The organism is Klebsiella indica, from assembly GCF_005860775.1.
Taxonomy (GTDB): domain Bacteria; phylum Pseudomonadota; class Gammaproteobacteria; order Enterobacterales; family Enterobacteriaceae; genus Klebsiella; species Klebsiella indica.
On the sequence record NZ_VCHQ01000018.1, the window covers coordinates 16,775 to 33,140 of the forward strand.

Consider the following 16,366-nt stretch of genomic DNA (forward strand, 5'->3'; position numbering starts at 1 on the left):
CCTTATACTTCCGCCATGCCTGGCAGTGTTCCCTGCGCCAGGCCAATGAGAAACGCAAACTCCAGCGCCACGCCTTCGTAACTTTTGAAACGCCCGGATTTACCGCCGTGTCCGGAATCCATATCCGTACACAGCAGCAGCAGATTGTCATCGGTTTTCAGCTCGCGCAATTTTGCCACCCATTTTGCCGGCTCCCAGTATTGAACCTGCGAGTCATGCAAGCCCGTGGTAACCAGCAGATGCGGATACGCCTGCGCCAGGATGCCGTCATAAGGGCTGTAGCTTTTTATATAGCGGTAATACACTTGATCCTGCGGATTACCCCACTCTTCAAACTCACCGGTCGTCAGTGGGATCGACTCATCAAGCATCGTTGTCAACACATCCACAAAGGGAACCTGAGCTACCACGCCATGAAACAGTTCCGGTCGCTGGTTAATCGCCACGCCCATCAACATGCCCCCCGCGCTGCCTCCCATCCCATAGCACAGACGCGGGTCGCCGTAGCCCTGCGCCAGCAGCGCATCGCAGACATCAAGGTAATCGTTGAAGGTATTTTTCTTACACAGAAATTTGCCGTCTTCATACCACTGCTGGCCCAGTTCGCCGCCGCCGCGAATATGGGCGATAGCAAACACAAAACCGCGATCGAGCAAACTTAGCCGACTGGTGCTGAAATCCGCATCCATACTGGCGCCGTAGGAACCATAGCCGTACACCAGCAGCGGACTGCCGCCTTTTCGGAAATGATCATGGCGATAAACCAACGATACCGGAACTTCAACGCCATCGCGGGCAGTGATCCACAGATGCTCGCTGCGATAATGGCTGGCCTCAAACCCTTTCACTTCCTGTTGTTTCAGCACTCGCCGCTCGCCGGTGTTCATATCCAGTTCAAACAGCGTATCCGGCGTCGTCATCGAAGAATATCCGTAGCGCAAACGGGAGGTTTCCGGCTCAGGGTTATAGGCAAGCCAGGTCACATAGGCCGGATCATCAAAAGCAATGCCCTGAGACGCGCTCGTTTTGCGGTTAATCTGTCGCAAGCTGGTAAGTCCACGCTGGCGCTCCTCAACGACCAGCCAGTCGGTAAACAGGGTAAAACCTTCAAGCATCACCTCAGGACGGGGAGGAATTAACGTCTCCCACTGTTGTTCATCGCGCAGCGTACTACGATAAAGGCCGAAGTTTTTACCTTCGCGATTCGATCGCAGATAAAAGGTATGCTGATAGTGATCGAGACTATATTCATGATCTTTACGTCGCGGCAGAAAGCAGATCGGCTCGGCGTCGGCCATTTCAGCATTCAGCAGCAGCACTTCGCTGGTCGTCGCGCTGGCCAGATAAATCACCACAAACTGCTGAGAGGTGGTTTTGTGAACGCTGACATAAAACGTATCGTCCTGTTCTTCATATACCAGAACATCTGAACTGGCAGCCGTTCCGAGGCGATGACGCCAGACCTGATACGGCAGCAGCGTGGTCGGGTGTTTGCGCACATACCACAACGTTTGCGAATCATTACTCCACGCAAAATCAGGGGAGACGTTTTCCAGCACCTCCTGATATTCATCACCGTTGTATAAAGGGTAAAAACGCAGACTATATTGCCGCCGGGAGAGATAATCTTCCGCCACGGCCATGATATTATTGTCGGGTGAAACCCCCAGACCACCCAGTGTGTAAAATTCGCTGCCCGCCGCACGCTGATTGCCGTCCAGCAACACATCCCATTGATCCCACTCTTCTTTCAGCACCGACTGGCGTTGATAAATCGCATACTCGCATCCTGGTTCATACACCTGACGGTAACGATAGCCATTTTTGCTGTAGGGCGCCGACACTTCGCGCTGCGGTATTCGGTCAATAATCTCCTTAAGTACCCTGTTCTGCAGGCTACTTTGCGAGGACATCACTTTTTTACCGTATTCATTTTCCTGCTTCAGATAATCAAGCACATCCGGCTGCGAGCGTTGATCATCACGCAGCCAGTAATAATTATCGATTCGGGTATCGCCATGTAAGGTCATGGCATGGGGGATCCGTTTGGCTTTTGGCGGCATCTACTTAGTCTTCTGCGGCTTATATTAGTTGCCCTTCAGCACGCAGCAAAACACGCTGAAGGATGACAGGTATAAGAGTGGCAAATGTCACCCGCGATGCAAGCAAAACCTGAGGATTTAGTCCTCTATAGCCTGTTTTTGCGCCTGAATGTCCTGCTCAATATCCTTACGGACATCCAGTGGCAGTTTAAGGGCTTCGCCGAGAGCATTCAGATAGCTGCGCTCCATAAAATGGTCAATATCAATGACCGCACAGCTGATGTAGTAAACCTCCAGCGCCTCTTGCTCGCTGTTAATGCTCTCTGCCAGCCGCCGGGGATCAAGTGGCTGAGCCAGCGCCTGGTCGATTAACACCCGTCCCTGAACATCAATATTTGCCGCGCGCAGTTGCTCTTCGATACTTGCCCGCTCACGCTCGTCAATGTGTCCATCGCTTTTGGCCGCAAAGATCAGCGCCATAATCAGCCGTTCACTGCGGGCATCGAGTTCAACGGAGTCTGCTGAGTGCGTCAGCCCGGCGGGCAAAGCGGAATCATCAGGTTCCTGCGGCGAACTGGCGCGCATTTTCTGTTGGTACTTGTTCCACAGCACGGTTCCCGCTACTGCGCCACCGCCAACCAGCAGTGCGCCGGTGCCATATTTCGCCAACAGCTTGCGCGATGATTTACTGGCGACCAGCAAGCCTGCCAGCCCGCCAAGCGCCCCCGGCAGCAGCACATTTTTTCCGCTTGATTGCTCGTCAGATAAAGAAGATCGTCCCTGCTGCCCCAGCAGAGACTGCAGTTGATTTAGCCAGTTCGACATATTTTTCCTCGTTGCGCGATAAGCGATACCATCAGCCTAAACGAGGAGGTGTCAGGAAATGTATGACCAGCTAAAGATGCGCAAATATGATACTGAAAAGCGCATAATCCTCATTTTACCGCCAGAACTCCCTGTGCAAAGGGAACTCAGGCGGCTTTCACTTTACGCGGCTTCACCGGAGCTTCAGATTCAGCGACGGCTTCGCTGTTGTCGCCCTCTTCCGGTCCGGCGTGTTGCCGATCGCTGTGGTCATGGACCTCAGGCAATTTCCCCGAACGCAGAATATGATTCAGAGTCTCTTTACGCTCGGCCAGCCACATCGCCATGCTATCGCGCTGCTCTTCATCAAGGGTAAGCGGACACGCGACCAGCCAGTCGTTAAGGACTTCCGCCAGATCGAGCATTTTGTCATAAGCATCGGCCTCTTTTTTGCTGGCAAAAGACATTTTTTCCTCACCTTCGCGAATTACCACATATTTAATTTCAACCGCCATGATGCAGCCCCTTGTGTACTGTATTTTTATACAGTATAACAAATTTTGCCCCTAATCTCAATCGACGCGCATAAAGACACGCGCAAACGTTTTCGTTTATAATGCGGCGCATGTTTTTTCACTGTGGAAGAGAGTTATGACTGTATTAGGCACGGCGCTGCGCCCTGCGGCAACAAAAGTAATGTTGTTAGGTTCCGGCGAACTGGGTAAAGAAGTGGCCATCGAGTGTCAGCGTCTGGGAATTGAGACCATCGCCGTCGATCGTTACCCTGATGCCCCGGCAATGCAGGTCGCACACCGTTCACATGTCATCAATATGCTGCATGGCGAAACGTTACAGGCGCTGATCGAACAGGAAAAACCCGATTTCATCGTGCCGGAAATCGAGGCCATCGCCACCGATACGCTGGTCATCCTGGAGCAAGCAGGGCAAAAAGTCGTTCCTACCGCGCGCGCGGCGAAACTCACCATGAACCGTGAAGGGATCCGTCGCCTGGCTGCCGAAGAACTCAAGCTGCCCACTTCCGCCTACCGTTTTGCCGACAGTGAGACCGCATTTCGGGAAGCCGTTGCCGGGATCGGTTTGCCGTGCATCGTTAAGCCTGTGATGAGTTCATCAGGCAAAGGCCAAAGCTTTATTCGTTCCGAAGAGCAGTTAACCGAAGCATGGCACTACGCGCAGCAAGGTGGTCGCGCCGGCGCCGGGCGCGTGATTGTCGAAGGCGTAGTCAACTTTGATTTTGAAATCACCCTGCTGACCGTCAGCGCCGTCGATGGCGTGCATTTCTGTGCGCCAGTTGGCCACCGTCAGGAAGATGGCGATTACCGCGAATCCTGGCAGCCGCAGCAGATGAGTGCGCTGGCCTTAGAGCGCGCCCAGGAGATAGCCCGCAAAGTCGTGTTGGCGCTGGGCGGTTATGGTCTGTTTGGCGTTGAGCTGTTTGTTTGCGGCGATGAGGTCATTTTTAGCGAAGTGTCGCCGCGCCCGCACGATACCGGCATGGTCACGTTGATTTCCCAGGATCTGTCTGAGTTCGCCCTCCACGTCCGCGCCTTCCTTGGCCTGCCCGTTGGCGCCATTCGCCAGTACGGCCCGGCGGCCTCGGCGGTGATCCTGCCGCAACTGACCAGCCAGAACGTCACCTTTAGCCATATCCAGGCAGCAGTCGGTGCGGGCCTGCAACTGCGCCTGTTCGGCAAGCCGGAAATTGATGGCTCGCGTCGTTTAGGCGTGACCCTGGCGGTAGCGGACAACGTCGATGAAGCGGTTGCTCGCGCCAAAGCGGCTGCGTCTGCGGTAGTGGTCACGGGATAAATCTCCGCCGCGACAGGCCGGTAATACAGGTCAGTTGCGCAAAGGTTTTGCGGCGCAAACTGATAAAAAAAACCCGGTCACGTTAGCGCAGACCGGGCTTTGCGAGTTAACGCGCGAAGATTACTTCGCGCCTTCTACCGCTTCACGCGCCAGTTTGGTGATACGGTCGAAATCCCCCGCTTCCAGCGCGTCCGCAGGCACCAGCCAGGAGCCGCCGATGCACAGCACGCTGTTCAGCGCCAGATAATCACGGTAGTTTGCCGGAGAGATGCCGCCCGTCGGGCAGAAACGGATGTTGGCGAACGGACCGCCAATCGCCTGCAGCGCTTTCACGCCGCCGTTCGCTTCCGCCGGGAAGAATTTGAACTCTTTCAGACCATACTGCATACCCAGCATCAGTTCGGATACGGTGCTAATCCCTGGGATCAGCGGGATGGTGCCTTCGCCGGTCGCCGCTTTCAGCAGGGATTCGGTGAGCCCCGGGCTGATAGCGAACTGCGCCCCCGCCTCAGTCACCTCTTTCAGTTGTTCAACGTTGGTGACGGTACCGGCGCCAACAATCGCTTCCGGAACGTCTTTGGCAATCGCGCGGATTGCATCTATCGCACAGTCGGTACGCAGGGTCACTTCAAGAACGCGTACGCCGCCCGCAACCAGCGCTTTCGCCATCGGCACAGCGTGTTCCAGTTTTTTCACCACGATGACCGGGACAACCGGGCCGGAGGTGAGGATTGCTTCTGCAGTTGTTTTCCAGTTTTTCATCAGATTTTCTCTCGCCAGATCTACAAATCGAATCATCTTAAAAATTGATGCAGGTTGCGCCCTGTTCTGCTCCGGAGAGTTTCTCACGCAGCGCACCGAACATTTCCCGGCCGGTTCCTACACGCGAACCGCTCAGGTCAGGAATATGCGGCTGGCGCACAGCCAGCTCCGCGTCATCCACCAGCAACGTCAGTTCGCCCGTCTGGCCGTTAACGCGAATGATATCGCCATCGCGCACCTTCGCCAGCAGACCACCATCATACGCTTCAGGCGTCACATGGATTGCTGATGGAACTTTGCCTGATGCGCCGGAGAGTCGACCATCGGTCACCAGCGCAATTTTGAAACGGCGGTCCAATAATACACCAAGTGGCGGCATAAGTTTATGTAATTCTGGCATGCCATTCGCTTTTGGTCCCTGATGACGGACCACCACCACGCAATCTTTGTCCAGTAGCCCGGCTTCAAAGGCCGGCAATACATCATGCTGGCTCTCGAAAACTACCGCAGGCGCTTCAATCACCTGGTTTTCAACCGGCACGGCTGAGGTTTTCATCACCGCTCGACCAAGATTACCGCTCAGCACCTTCGTGCCGCCATGGCGAGAAAATGGTTTTTCAAAGGTGGCGATAACCTGATCGTCCAGCGGCGCTGTCGCTCCTTCGCGCCAGTCAAGCTCGCCATTATTCAGCCACGGCTCCATGGTGTAGCGCGAAAGGCCAAAACCGGCAACGGTATTGACGTCTTCATGCAACAGGCCGCCTTTCAGCAGCTCGCGTACCAATACTGGCACGCCGCCCGCCGCCTGGAAGTGATTGATATCCGCCGGGCCATTCGGGTAGAGACGCGCCAGTAGCGGCACCACGTCAGAGAGGTCAGAGAAATCATCCCAGTTGATAATGATCCCCGCGGCCCGCGCCATGGCGACAAGGTGCATAGTATGATTGGTGGATCCGCCAGTCGCCAGCAACGCGACAATCCCGTTAACGACCACTTTTTCGTCAAACATTTTACCCAGCGGCATCCATTCGTTACCGTTGCCGGTCATGCGGGTCACCTGTCGGGCGGCGGCGGCGGTCAGCGCGTGGCGCAGCGGGGCATCGGGATGCACAAATGATGATCCTGGTAACTGCATCCCCATAAATTCAACCACCATCTGATTGGTATTGGCCGTACCATAAAAGGTACAGGTACCCGGCGCATGGTATGAGGCGGCTTCGGACTCCAGCAGCGCCATGCGATCCACCTTCCCTTCGGCGTAAAGCTGACGAATTCGCACTTTTTCTTTGTTCGCCAGACCGCTGGCCATTGGACCGGATGGAATGAAAATGGATGGCAGATGGCCAAACGACAGCGCCGCCATCGCCAGACCAGGGACAATTTTATCGCAGACCCCAAGATAGAGCGCCCCGTCAAACATATTATGCGACAGGCCAATCGCGGCGGACATGGCAATGACTTCCCGGCTCAGCAGCGACAGTTCCATGCCATCCTGCCCCTGGGTCACGCCATCGCACATCGCCGGGACGCCACCGGCTACCTGGCCGACCGCGTTCGCGGAATGCAGAGCCTGGCGAATAATTTCCGGGTAGTGCTCGTAGGGTTGATGCGCGGACAGCATATCGTTGTAAGAGGTGATAATGGCGATGTTATTGCGCAGCATGCTTTTCAACGAGGCTTTATCATCCGCCTGACAGGCGGCGAAACCGTGGGCCAGGTTGCCGCACGCCAGTTGGGCGCGATGGACGGTATCGGTTTTGGCCTGATTAATCCTGTCGAGGTAGGCCCCGCGGGTCGCGCGCGAGCGTTCAACAACACGATTTGTTACCCGTAACATTTCAGAATTCATAACGGCTCCTCAAATTTTATCTGTCCGATCACAGCGCGTTGGGAAGCTTTTTCGCTAATTAAGGCAACAGTGCTGCGGCTCAGAGGCAAAATATCTGTGAGCAGTGTAATAAAAAAAGCCCCGAGGGTGAATCCTGCGGGGCTTAAAAGATTAAAAATCATGCGACTTAGTGCGGTAGATCATGTTACCGGTAAAATAACCCCACCAGCGTCGCTTTCCGGTTATTCAAACTCATTCCACGAGCGACCGTCGCGGGTGATCATCGCCACGGAGGCGACAGGTCCCCAGGTGCCAGCCTGGTAAGGCTTCGGCGCATCGCGATCGGCCGCCCAGGCTTCAGTAATGGAGTCAACCCACTTCCACGCCTCTTCCACTTCATCACGACGGACAAACAGCGCCTGAATACCGCGCATGGTCTCCAGCAACAAACGCTCATAGGCATCCGCCAGATGCGTTTGGTTAAAGGTTTCCGAGTAGCTCAGATCCAGCTTGGTGATTTGCAGATTATGCTTGTGATCGAGGCCTGGCACCTTGTTAAGCACCTGAATATCAACCCCTTCATCCGGTTGCAGGCGAATGGTCAGCTTGTTCTGCGGCAGCTCTTGCCAGGTCTCTTTGAACAGGTTCAGTTCCGGCGTTTTGAAGTAAACCACGACTTCAGAACATTTGGTCGGCAGGCGTTTGCCGGTACGCAGGTAGAACGGCACGCCCGCCCAGCGCCAGTTATCAATATCGACGCGAATGGCCACAAACGTCTCGGTATGACTGGATTTGTTCGCCCCCTCCTCTTCGAGGTAACCCGGCACTTTTTTCCCTTGCGCAAACCCGGCGGTATACTGACCGCGCACCGTTTTCTCACGCACGTTAGCGCGATCAATACGGCGAAGGGATTTCAGCACCTTCACTTTTTCATCGCGAATGCTGTCGGCGGATAAGTCTGACGGCGGGGACATCGCAATCATGCACAGAATTTGCAGCAGGTGGTTCTGAATCATGTCACGCATCTGCCCGGCCTGATCGAAGTAGCCCCAGCGTCCTTCAATGCCAACTTCTTCCGCCACCGTAATCTCAACGTGATCGATGGTGCGACAATCCCAGTTATTGATGAACAATGAGTTGGCAAAGCGCAGCGCCAGCAGGTTCAGTACCGTCTCTTTCCCCAGGTAGTGGTCAATACGATAGACCTGGCACTCTTCAAAAAACTCTCCCACCTGATCGTTGATCTCACGAGAGCTTTCCAGCGAGGTCCCCAGCGGTTTTTCCATGACCACACGCGCCGGTTTCGCGTTCAACTTTGCTTCCCCCAGCCCTTTGCAAATCGCGCCAAAAGTACCTGGAGGCATGGCGAAATAGTTAACCGTAACGCGATTTTGCTGATCGAGCATTTTTCCCAGACGACTAAACCCTTTGGTGTCATTCACATCAAGGTTACAAAAATCCAGACGTCCACTCAGGGTCGCCCACAAACCTTCATCAATTTTTTCCTTCATGAAGGTTTCCATCGCTTCACGCACCACGCTGGTATAAGCGTCTTTGTCCCAGTCAGCACGCCCAACCCCGATAATGCGGGTGTCAGGGTGAAGCTGGCCTGCTTTTTCAAGCTGATACAGGGAAGGCAGCAATTTACGACGCGCCAGGTCACCCTTCGCGCCAAAAATGACCAGATCGCATGCCTGGGCCGTTTGCGTTACCGCCATGTCATTCTCCTTAGTTGATAGCCTGATGCTTATGCCGGGCTATATTTGTAATTTTCTTTCACTGCATCGTACTGTGTTTACGAAATTCCCGAAACCCTCAGCGCCGCTTCCCGCGGCAAAATCGCACAAGGGGGAAACTACGGCGCAGGACTTCAGGCATATGGCTAATTTTGTTTGTTGTTTCGGCTGATTCTCAGTGAGTAAAATACGACTCTGATCATGTAATGAAAAAAAACAACATATTTTAAGGTCATTCCTCACTGTTTCCGCCGACGGTGGCGTATATTCTTGCTAAAACGCCTGATGATTTCACCCATTAATGAAATCGTTTCCATTAATGAGCACCCAATTAACAATGAATATGCTGGAAAAAATCCAGTCCCGACTGGAAAACCTTAGCAAATCTGAGCGCAAAGTGGCGGAAGTCATTCTTGCGAACCCCACGCAGGCCATTCATTCAAGTATCGCGGCCCTGGCACTGGAGGCCAGCGTCAGCGAACCGACCGTCAACCGGTTTTGTCGCAGTCTGGATACCCGCGGCTTCCCCGATTTCAAACTGCACCTGGCGCAGAGCCTGGCGCACGGCACGCTCTATGTGAATCGCAATGTCGATGAAGACGACAGCGTCGAATCCTATACCGGGAAGATATTTGAGTCCGCTATGGCCAGTTTAGATCAGGTTCACCATTCTCTCGACATGACGGCGATTAATCGCGCCGTTGACCTGCTCACCCAGGCCAAGAAGATCGCTTTTTTTGGTCTGGGGTCTTCCGCCGCCGTCGCACATGATGCGATGAACAAATTTTTCCGCTTTAATGTGCCGGTCATTTACTCCGACGATATTGTCCTGCAGCGCATGAGCTGTATGAATTGTAGTGATAACGATGTGGTGGTGATTATCTCGCACACGGGCAGAACCAAAAGTCTGGTGGAGCTGGCGCAATTGGCCCGCGAAAACGATGCCATGGTCATCGCCCTTACCTCCCCCAATACGCCGCTTTGCCGTGAATCAACCCTGGCGATTACGCTGGATGTTCCGGAGGATACCGACATCTACATGCCAATGGTTTCCCGGCTGGCGCAGTTGACGGTGATCGACGTGCTGGCGACGGGCTTTACCCTGCGCCGGGGCGCAAAATTCAGAGATAACTTGAAGAGGGTCAAGGAAGCGCTTAAGGAATCGCGCTTTGATAAAGAACTCAGTGTACACAGCAATGACCAATAAAAGCAGAAACAACGCAGTATCCTATTACACCGTCGGTAATGTTCAGGTATAGCGGCTTTGCTCGCTGGCGTTACCGAATCCATGTTCACGCAACACCAAAGTTGTTTTAGTCAACGGAGTATTACATGTCCAGAAGGCTTCGCAGAACCAAAATCGTCACCACTTTAGGCCCGGCTACCGATCGTGATAACAACCTGGAAAAGGTTATCGCCGCTGGCGCTAACGTGGTACGTATGAACTTCTCTCACGGAACCGCGGAAGATCACCAGATCCGTGCGGATAAGGTCCGTGAGATTGCGGCAAAACTGGGTCGTCATGTTGCGATTCTCGGTGACCTGCAGGGACCGAAAATTCGCGTATCCACCTTCAAAGAAGGCAAAATTTTCCTCAACGTCGGCGACAAATTCCTGCTCGATGCTAACCTGGGCAAGGGTGAAGGCGATAAAGAGAGAGTGGGCATCGATTATAAAGGACTGCCGGGTGACGTGGTGCCGGGCGATATTCTGCTGCTTGACGACGGCCGCGTACAGTTGAAAGTGCTGGAAGTCCAGGGCATGAAAGTGTTCACCGAAGTTACCGTTGGCGGGCCCTTGTCCAACAATAAGGGGATCAACAAACTGGGCGGCGGTCTCTCCGCCGAAGCGCTGACGGAAAAAGATAAAGCCGACATCATCACGGCCGCAAAAATCGGCGTCGATTACCTGGCTGTTTCCTTCCCACGCTGCGGTGAAGACCTGAATTATGCCCGTCGTCTGGCCCGCGATGCAGGCTGTGATGCAAAAATTGTCGCGAAAGTCGAACGCGCGGAGGCCGTGTGCGATCAGGATGCGATGGATGATGTGATTCTGGCATCCGACGTCGTCATGGTAGCCCGGGGCGACCTCGGCGTAGAAATTGGCGACCCGGAACTGGTCGGTATTCAGAAAACGTTAATCCGCCGCGCTCGTCAACTGAACCGTTCAGTCATTACCGCGACGCAAATGATGGAATCCATGATCACCAACCCGATGCCAACCCGCGCGGAAGTTATGGACGTGGCAAACGCCGTGCTGGATGGCACAGACGCGGTGATGCTTTCCGCGGAAACCGCCGCGGGGCAATATCCATCAGAAACCGTTGCGGCAATGGCCCGTGTCTGCCTTGGGGCAGAAAAAATCCCCAGCCTTAACGTTTCCAAACACCGCCTGGACATTCAGTTCGACAATGTCGAAGAAGCGATTGCCATGTCAGCGATGTACGCGGCTAACCATCTGAAAGGCGTCACCGCTATCATCACTATGACCGAATCAGGCCGTACCGCGCTGATGACATCACGCATCAGTTCCGGTCTGCCAATTTTCGCGCTGTCTCGCCATGAGCGCACGCTGAACCTGACGGCGCTCTACCGCGGCGTGACGCCGGTTTATTTCGATAGCGCAAATGACGGCGTAGCCGCAGCCCATGATGCGGTAAACCTGCTGCGTGATAAAGGCTATCTGGTTACTGGCGATCTGGTCATCGTGACCCAGGGCGATGTCATGAGCACTATCGGCAGCACCAACACCACGCGTATTCTGACCGTCGAGTAAACGTTGCGGTTATCACGTTCCTCACCTGCCCGCGTCACCGCTGGCAGGTGTTTTTTTGCCTGTCCGCATTAATCTATACAAGCCAGCTCAACAAAATCGTCGCGGTAATGACCGTTGACGCACCGCCGATACGGGTTGCAATCTGAGCAAAAGGCATCAACCCCATCCTGTTTGATGCCGACAGGATAGCCACATCACCGGTTCCGCCCAGCCCGCTATGGCAACAGGTCACAATGGCGGCTTCAACCGGATACATATTCAGCCAGGAAGCGATAAAAAAGCCGCTTAACGCCATCGCCATCACGACAGAACCGCAAACCACGACATAACCAACGGAGAAAACGGCCACCACGCTTTCCAGCGGAACATACAGCATCCCGAGACCTATCATTAGCGGCCAGACCAGCGCGGCAGAGACAAATTTGTAGCAGCTGTGTGCCCCCGACTCCATCGACGCCGGGATAACTTTGGTGTATTTACAGAATACCGCAGCCAGAATCATCAGCACCGGTCCGGGTATATGCACCACTTTCTCCAACAGGCCGCCAACGATGAAAAACGCGCAAATCATTAACAGCCCGGCGCCCATCCGCTGGAAGTCGGTAGGCTGCGTACTCTGGTTCTGCGCAAAGACGCTGTTGTCTTCGGGGCTACGAATCAGCATGCCGTTTCCGGAAAGCGAAGGACGACGAATGCCCATACGCGCCAGAAACCCTGCGCAGATAATAGCAAAGATATTGCCCACCACGGCCGCCGGAGCCAGTTGCGCGACATAAACATCTGGCGTTTGTCCAAGAATCGCTGAATAGGCCAGCGACAGCGGCAAGATCCCCTCACCGATACCGCCGCCGATGATCGGCACGATGATAAAGAAGAAAGAGTGGTAGATGCTGTAGCCGAACAAGCGCCCCACCAGCAGTCCGGTTAGAATAGCCGCTCCGGTCCCCACCATCAGCGGCACGAACATGCGTACCATCCCCTGAATCAAAATGGTTCTGTTCATACCCAGAATACTGCCGACCACCAGACAGGCGATGACGAAATAGAGCAGGTTGGCTTCTTTCATCAGCAAATGCACGGTCTCAAGGGTATGCGCCTCAAACATACCGAAATAGACTAATACGGAGGGTGTCATCAGGCACAAAATAGCCGGGCCGCCAACATCTTTGAGCACCGGTACCATCCGGCCCAGGGTAGCCAGTGCGAACCCTAACGTCATAATCACCGCCAGGCCACCGATCATGTTCTTCGGCAGCAAGCCTGCGGTTGCGGAGAGCGTGACAATGGCCGCGATACCGATAAATAGTGTTAACGGAACGGTGCCGACTTCAATATTTGATAAAAAGCGTACTGCTTTCTGCTTCGGCTGTGTTTTATCCATTGGTTGGTTGAATGTATTATTTTCCATATTGTCACCTGAATTATAATGAAGTCACATAAGCGTAAGATACCGACGCAATATTAAAATTGCGCAATAATTAAAGAAAAGAATAAGAAACACAATGTAAATCAAACACGCAAAAACGTTAGCACAATCATTTCAAATTAAACACAGCTCATTGTATTTTTAATACCCACTTTGTGACCTGGTTATAAAACTCACATTAAGTAATTTAATTTATTTTTACGTAGCTAAAGTCACTGTTCAGGAAATATATTAATATCATAAATATAACCTGGCGATTTGATCAAGCCTACTCTATTTGTAATTAAAGTATTTAATGTGAAATTATTTAAACCATGATAATTGTGATGATAATCACCTTTTACATATTATCGCCCCGTTAGATTAAAAAACACAACGAACCCGATAATATACGTCAGGACATTCTATGCCTTCATTGCTATTGCAATCCCTTTTTCCATTGGTATTTATCATGCTACTCGGATGGCTGAGTGGCAAACTTGGCTATACCCGTCGCGAGGATGCATCGGTTCTGGCCACCGTGGTAATTCGCTTTGCTCTCCCCTTTCATCTTTTTATTGGCGCATTAAATACTCATCCCGATAAAATTAAAAACTTCACTTTTATGGCGGTATTAGTCATTGGCCTTATGGGGTCATATTTCCTCACGCTACTGATCTCCCGCTATGTTTTCCGTCATGATATTAAAACCAGCGCAATTCAATCCCTAGTATGCGCTTTCCCCGATATGGCCTATTTTGGCGCCCCTGTTCTCGCTGTACTGGTTGGCCCTGAGGGGTTTCTCGGGGTGCTTATCGGTAACCTGGTCACCAGCATATTTATGATCCCCCTGACCATCATTCTGATTCGGATGGGAGACAAACACAGCCTCGCTGATGAGGAACAGCTCAATGCCGGGCAGCTTATTCTACAAAATCTGTTCAACGCTATCCGTAACCCTATTGTCTGGATCCCAATTACCGGGGTACTGCTCAGTCTTGCGGGCGTACAGTTGCCGCATATGCTTAGTATGCCCATTGAGATGGTGGGAAAAATCGCCGGCGGGCTCTCACTGTTCGCTCTTGGACTGTTATTTTACGGTGAGCGTCCTGCAGTCAATATTCAAACCTGTACCAATATCAGTATTAAAAATCTGATTCAACCGGCGATGATGGCTATAGCCGGCCTGGCTTTCGGTCTAAGCCATAGTCTGATGCAGCAGGTCATTATCATCGGCGCGACGCCTTCCGCCATTGCCGCAGGCATGTTCGCACTCCGCAGCGACACGTATATTGAACCCGCCTCATCCTCCATTTTGCTGGGCACTGCGATCGGCGTCGTCACCGAAGGAATCATGATTTATTTAATTTCCTAATCACTGAAACAAAAATATTCCCCAGAAGCTAAATAATCATTTGAAATGATATTCAGGAGTCGTGAAATGCTAGTCAAAGAAACCTTATATACGCCCTATAACGGTGCTGTTCTGCTGGAAAATCCGTTATTGAATAAAGGTCTCGCTTTTACCGAAGGTGAACGAACAGCGTTCAACCTTCAGGGATTACTCCCCCATAACGTTGAAACCATTGAAGAACAAACAGAACGCGCATGGAAACAATTTTGCCAGTTTAAGCACGATATTGCTCGCCATATCTATCTCAGAAACATCCAGGATACTAACGAAACACTATTCTATAATTTGTTACGTACCCATATGAAAGAAACGCTACCGATCATTTATACCCCGACGGTCGGTGAAGCATGCGAACATTTTTCGGAAATTTACCGCCGGGGTCGCGGTTTGTTTATTTCATGGCCGAACCGTCACAATATTGACGAAATGCTTCAGGGGTTCTCCCGCAATGATATTAACGTCATCGTTGTGACCGACGGCGAACGAATCCTTGGTCTTGGCGACCAGGGTATCGGCGGAATGGGGATCCCGATTGGCAAACTCTCTTTGTATACGGCTTGCGGTGGTATTCATCCGGCCTCAACGCTCCCTATCATGCTTGATGTAGGAACCAACAATACCCAGCATCTCGAAGATCCGCTGTATATGGGCTGGCGTCATCCGCGCATTAGTGACGAACAGTATCTTGAATTTATGGATATGTTTATTTACGCCATTAAGCAACGCTGGCCAAATGTCTTGTTACAGTTCGAAGATTTCGCGCAAAAAAATGCGACCCGCTTACTTAATCGCTATCGTAACCAGCTTTGCTGTTTCAACGATGACATTCAGGGTACCGCTGCCGTCACGTCAGGTACGCTGATCGCTGCGGCCACGGCGGCCGGTACACGCATTCGCGACCAGAGAGTGGTTTTTCTCGGCAGTGGCTCCGCCGGATGCGGCATCGCCGAAAAAATCATTGCGCTGATGGTTGATGACGGGCTGTCAGAACCTGAAGCGCGCAACCGCATTTTCATGGTCGATCGTTTTGGTCTGCTCACTGATGAGATGCCCAATTTACTGGACTTTCAGCAAGATCATGTCACGTCACGGGAAAATATCAGCCACTGGGATAGCGATGCCGCTCATCTCTCGTTGATGGACGTGGTACGTAACGCCCACCCAACGGTACTGATTGGCGTATCAGGCCAGCCGGGACTGTTTAGTGAAGAGATTATTAAAGAGATGTATCGGCACTGCCCGCGCCCCATTATTATGCCGCTCTCTAACCCGACCTCCCGCGCCGAAGCCCAGCCTAAGGATTTACTGGAATGGACCGAGGGGAGCGCGCTAATCGCCACCGGTAGCCCATTTGAGCCGGTTTTTTATGACGGCAAGAGTTATGAAATTGCCCAGTGTAACAATGCTTATATTTTCCCCGGTCTGGGATTAGGTATTCTGGCCAGTAAAGCGGAACGTGTTAGCAATGCCATGCTGAGCGCCTGCAGTAAAACTCTGGCCGCCTGTTCACCTTTAGCCACCGGAGAAACAGGCAGCTTACTGCCTCCGGTAGAGGAGATTGAGATGATTTCCCGGGCCATTGCCACCGCGGTTGCGCACATCGCGATGCAGGAAGGCCTCGCCCCCATGCTAAGCGAGGAGCAACTTGCTGAAAATATCGATAAAACCTTCTGGCACGCCCGTTATACCTCATATAAACGATCGCCATTCTGACAGGCGTTCCAGCGTCAATAGTGCGGGAAGTCCGGCTTCCCGCCAGGTCGAGAAACG

12 protein-coding genes are annotated in these 16,366 nt (G+C 52.8%); 5 read left to right on the forward strand and 7 right to left on the reverse strand.

The window, feature by feature from the left end; all coding sequences use genetic code 11:
- Window positions 1–2: 2 nt before the first annotated feature.
- The 3 genes from ptrB to FE839_RS14340 all read right to left on the reverse strand — a co-directional run bounded on the left by ptrB (window position 3) and on the right by FE839_RS14340 (window position 3,361).
- Complete coding sequence (gene ptrB / locus FE839_RS14330) at window positions 3–2,063, reverse strand: oligopeptidase B (protein ID WP_138361477.1); 2,061 nt, start codon at window positions 2,061–2,063, stop codon at window positions 3–5.
- Window positions 2,064–2,180: 117 nt separating this feature from the next.
- Window positions 2,181–2,867: a tellurite resistance TerB family protein gene (locus FE839_RS14335; RefSeq protein WP_138361478.1), complete on the reverse strand. Its 687-nt coding sequence runs from the start codon at window positions 2,865–2,867 to the stop codon at window positions 2,181–2,183.
- A 146-nt stretch (window positions 2,868–3,013) separates the two neighbouring features.
- On the reverse strand, window positions 3,014–3,361 hold the full coding sequence (locus FE839_RS14340; RefSeq protein ID WP_138361479.1) for a YebG family protein: 348 nt from the start codon (window positions 3,359–3,361) through the stop codon (window positions 3,014–3,016).
- A 136-nt stretch (window positions 3,362–3,497) separates the two neighbouring features.
- Between FE839_RS14340 and purT the strand changes: the two genes are divergently transcribed.
- Window positions 3,498–4,676: a formate-dependent phosphoribosylglycinamide formyltransferase gene (gene purT / locus FE839_RS14345; RefSeq protein ID WP_138361480.1), complete on the forward strand. Its 1,179-nt coding sequence runs from the start codon at window positions 3,498–3,500 to the stop codon at window positions 4,674–4,676.
- A gap of 120 nt (window positions 4,677–4,796) precedes the next feature.
- On the opposite strand, the gene FE839_RS14350 is transcribed toward purT, so the two are convergent.
- From FE839_RS14350 to zwf, 3 genes are all read right to left on the reverse strand, one after another.
- Window positions 4,797–5,438 carry a bifunctional 4-hydroxy-2-oxoglutarate aldolase/2-dehydro-3-deoxy-phosphogluconate aldolase gene (locus FE839_RS14350; RefSeq protein WP_138361481.1) on the reverse strand — a complete coding sequence of 214 codons (642 nt, stop codon included), beginning with the start codon at window positions 5,436–5,438 and terminating at the stop codon, window positions 4,797–4,799.
- A 37-nt stretch (window positions 5,439–5,475) separates the two neighbouring features.
- Entirely contained in the window at window positions 5,476–7,287 is a 1,812-nt protein-coding gene (gene edd, locus FE839_RS14355) for a phosphogluconate dehydratase (protein WP_138361482.1), read from the reverse strand.
- 221 nt (window positions 7,288–7,508) lie between these two features.
- A complete protein-coding gene (zwf, locus tag FE839_RS14360; RefSeq protein ID WP_138361483.1) occupies window positions 7,509–8,984 on the reverse strand; it encodes a glucose-6-phosphate dehydrogenase in 1,476 nt (491 codons plus the stop codon).
- Window positions 8,985–9,303: 319 nt separating this feature from the next.
- On the opposite strand from zwf, the gene FE839_RS14365 reads away from it, so the two are divergent.
- Both FE839_RS14365 and pyk read left to right on the forward strand, forming a co-directional pair.
- A complete protein-coding gene (locus FE839_RS14365) occupies window positions 9,304–10,209 on the forward strand; it encodes a MurR/RpiR family transcriptional regulator (RefSeq protein ID WP_171034890.1) in 906 nt (301 codons plus the stop codon).
- A gap of 125 nt (window positions 10,210–10,334) precedes the next feature.
- A complete protein-coding gene (pyk, locus tag FE839_RS14370; protein WP_138361484.1) occupies window positions 10,335–11,777 on the forward strand; it encodes a pyruvate kinase in 1,443 nt (480 codons plus the stop codon).
- Window positions 11,778–11,850: 73 nt separating this feature from the next.
- Here pyk and FE839_RS14375 read toward each other — a convergent pair whose 3' ends face one another.
- Window positions 11,851–13,185, reverse strand: a complete 1,335-nt coding sequence (locus FE839_RS14375) for a 2-hydroxycarboxylate transporter family protein (RefSeq protein ID WP_138361485.1) — start codon at window positions 13,183–13,185, stop codon at window positions 11,851–11,853.
- 424 nt (window positions 13,186–13,609) lie between these two features.
- Here FE839_RS14375 and FE839_RS14380 point away from each other — a divergent pair, with 424 nt between their 5' ends.
- Together FE839_RS14380 and FE839_RS14385 are read left to right on the forward strand one after the other, a co-directional pair.
- Window positions 13,610–14,557 carry an AEC family transporter gene (locus FE839_RS14380; protein WP_138361486.1) on the forward strand — a complete coding sequence of 316 codons (948 nt, stop codon included), beginning with the start codon at window positions 13,610–13,612 and terminating at the stop codon, window positions 14,555–14,557.
- 66 nt (window positions 14,558–14,623) lie between these two features.
- On the forward strand, window positions 14,624–16,309 hold the full coding sequence (locus FE839_RS14385; RefSeq protein ID WP_138361487.1) for an NAD-dependent malic enzyme: 1,686 nt from the start codon (window positions 14,624–14,626) through the stop codon (window positions 16,307–16,309).
- The last annotated feature ends 57 nt before the right edge of the window (window positions 16,310–16,366 follow it).

Excerpts from the sequence above, each read along its gene's own strand:
- ptrB (WP_138361477.1), bottom strand. The coding sequence starts at position 2,063 with ATGCCGCCAAAAGCCAAACGGATCCCCCATGCCATGACCTTACATGGC.
- FE839_RS14335 (WP_138361478.1), bottom strand. The coding sequence starts at position 2,867 with ATGTCGAACTGGCTAAATCAACTGCAGTCTCTGCTGGGGCAGCAGGGA.
- FE839_RS14340 (WP_138361479.1), bottom strand. The coding sequence starts at position 3,361 with ATGGCGGTTGAAATTAAATATGTGGTAATTCGCGAAGGTGAGGAAAAA.
- purT (WP_138361480.1), top strand. The coding sequence starts at position 3,498 with ATGACTGTATTAGGCACGGCGCTGCGCCCTGCGGCAACAAAAGTAATG.
- FE839_RS14350 (WP_138361481.1), bottom strand. The coding sequence starts at position 5,438 with ATGAAAAACTGGAAAACAACTGCAGAAGCAATCCTCACCTCCGGCCCG.
- edd (WP_138361482.1), bottom strand. The coding sequence starts at position 7,287 with ATGAATTCTGAAATGTTACGGGTAACAAATCGTGTTGTTGAACGCTCG.
- zwf (WP_138361483.1), bottom strand. The coding sequence starts at position 8,984 with ATGGCGGTAACGCAAACGGCCCAGGCATGCGATCTGGTCATTTTTGGC.
- FE839_RS14365 (WP_171034890.1), top strand. The coding sequence starts at position 9,304 with ATGAAATCGTTTCCATTAATGAGCACCCAATTAACAATGAATATGCTG.
- pyk (WP_138361484.1), top strand. The coding sequence starts at position 10,335 with ATGTCCAGAAGGCTTCGCAGAACCAAAATCGTCACCACTTTAGGCCCG.
- FE839_RS14375 (WP_138361485.1), bottom strand. The coding sequence starts at position 13,185 with ATGGAAAATAATACATTCAACCAACCAATGGATAAAACACAGCCGAAG.
- FE839_RS14380 (WP_138361486.1), top strand. The coding sequence starts at position 13,610 with ATGCCTTCATTGCTATTGCAATCCCTTTTTCCATTGGTATTTATCATG.
- FE839_RS14385 (WP_138361487.1), top strand. The coding sequence starts at position 14,624 with ATGCTAGTCAAAGAAACCTTATATACGCCCTATAACGGTGCTGTTCTG.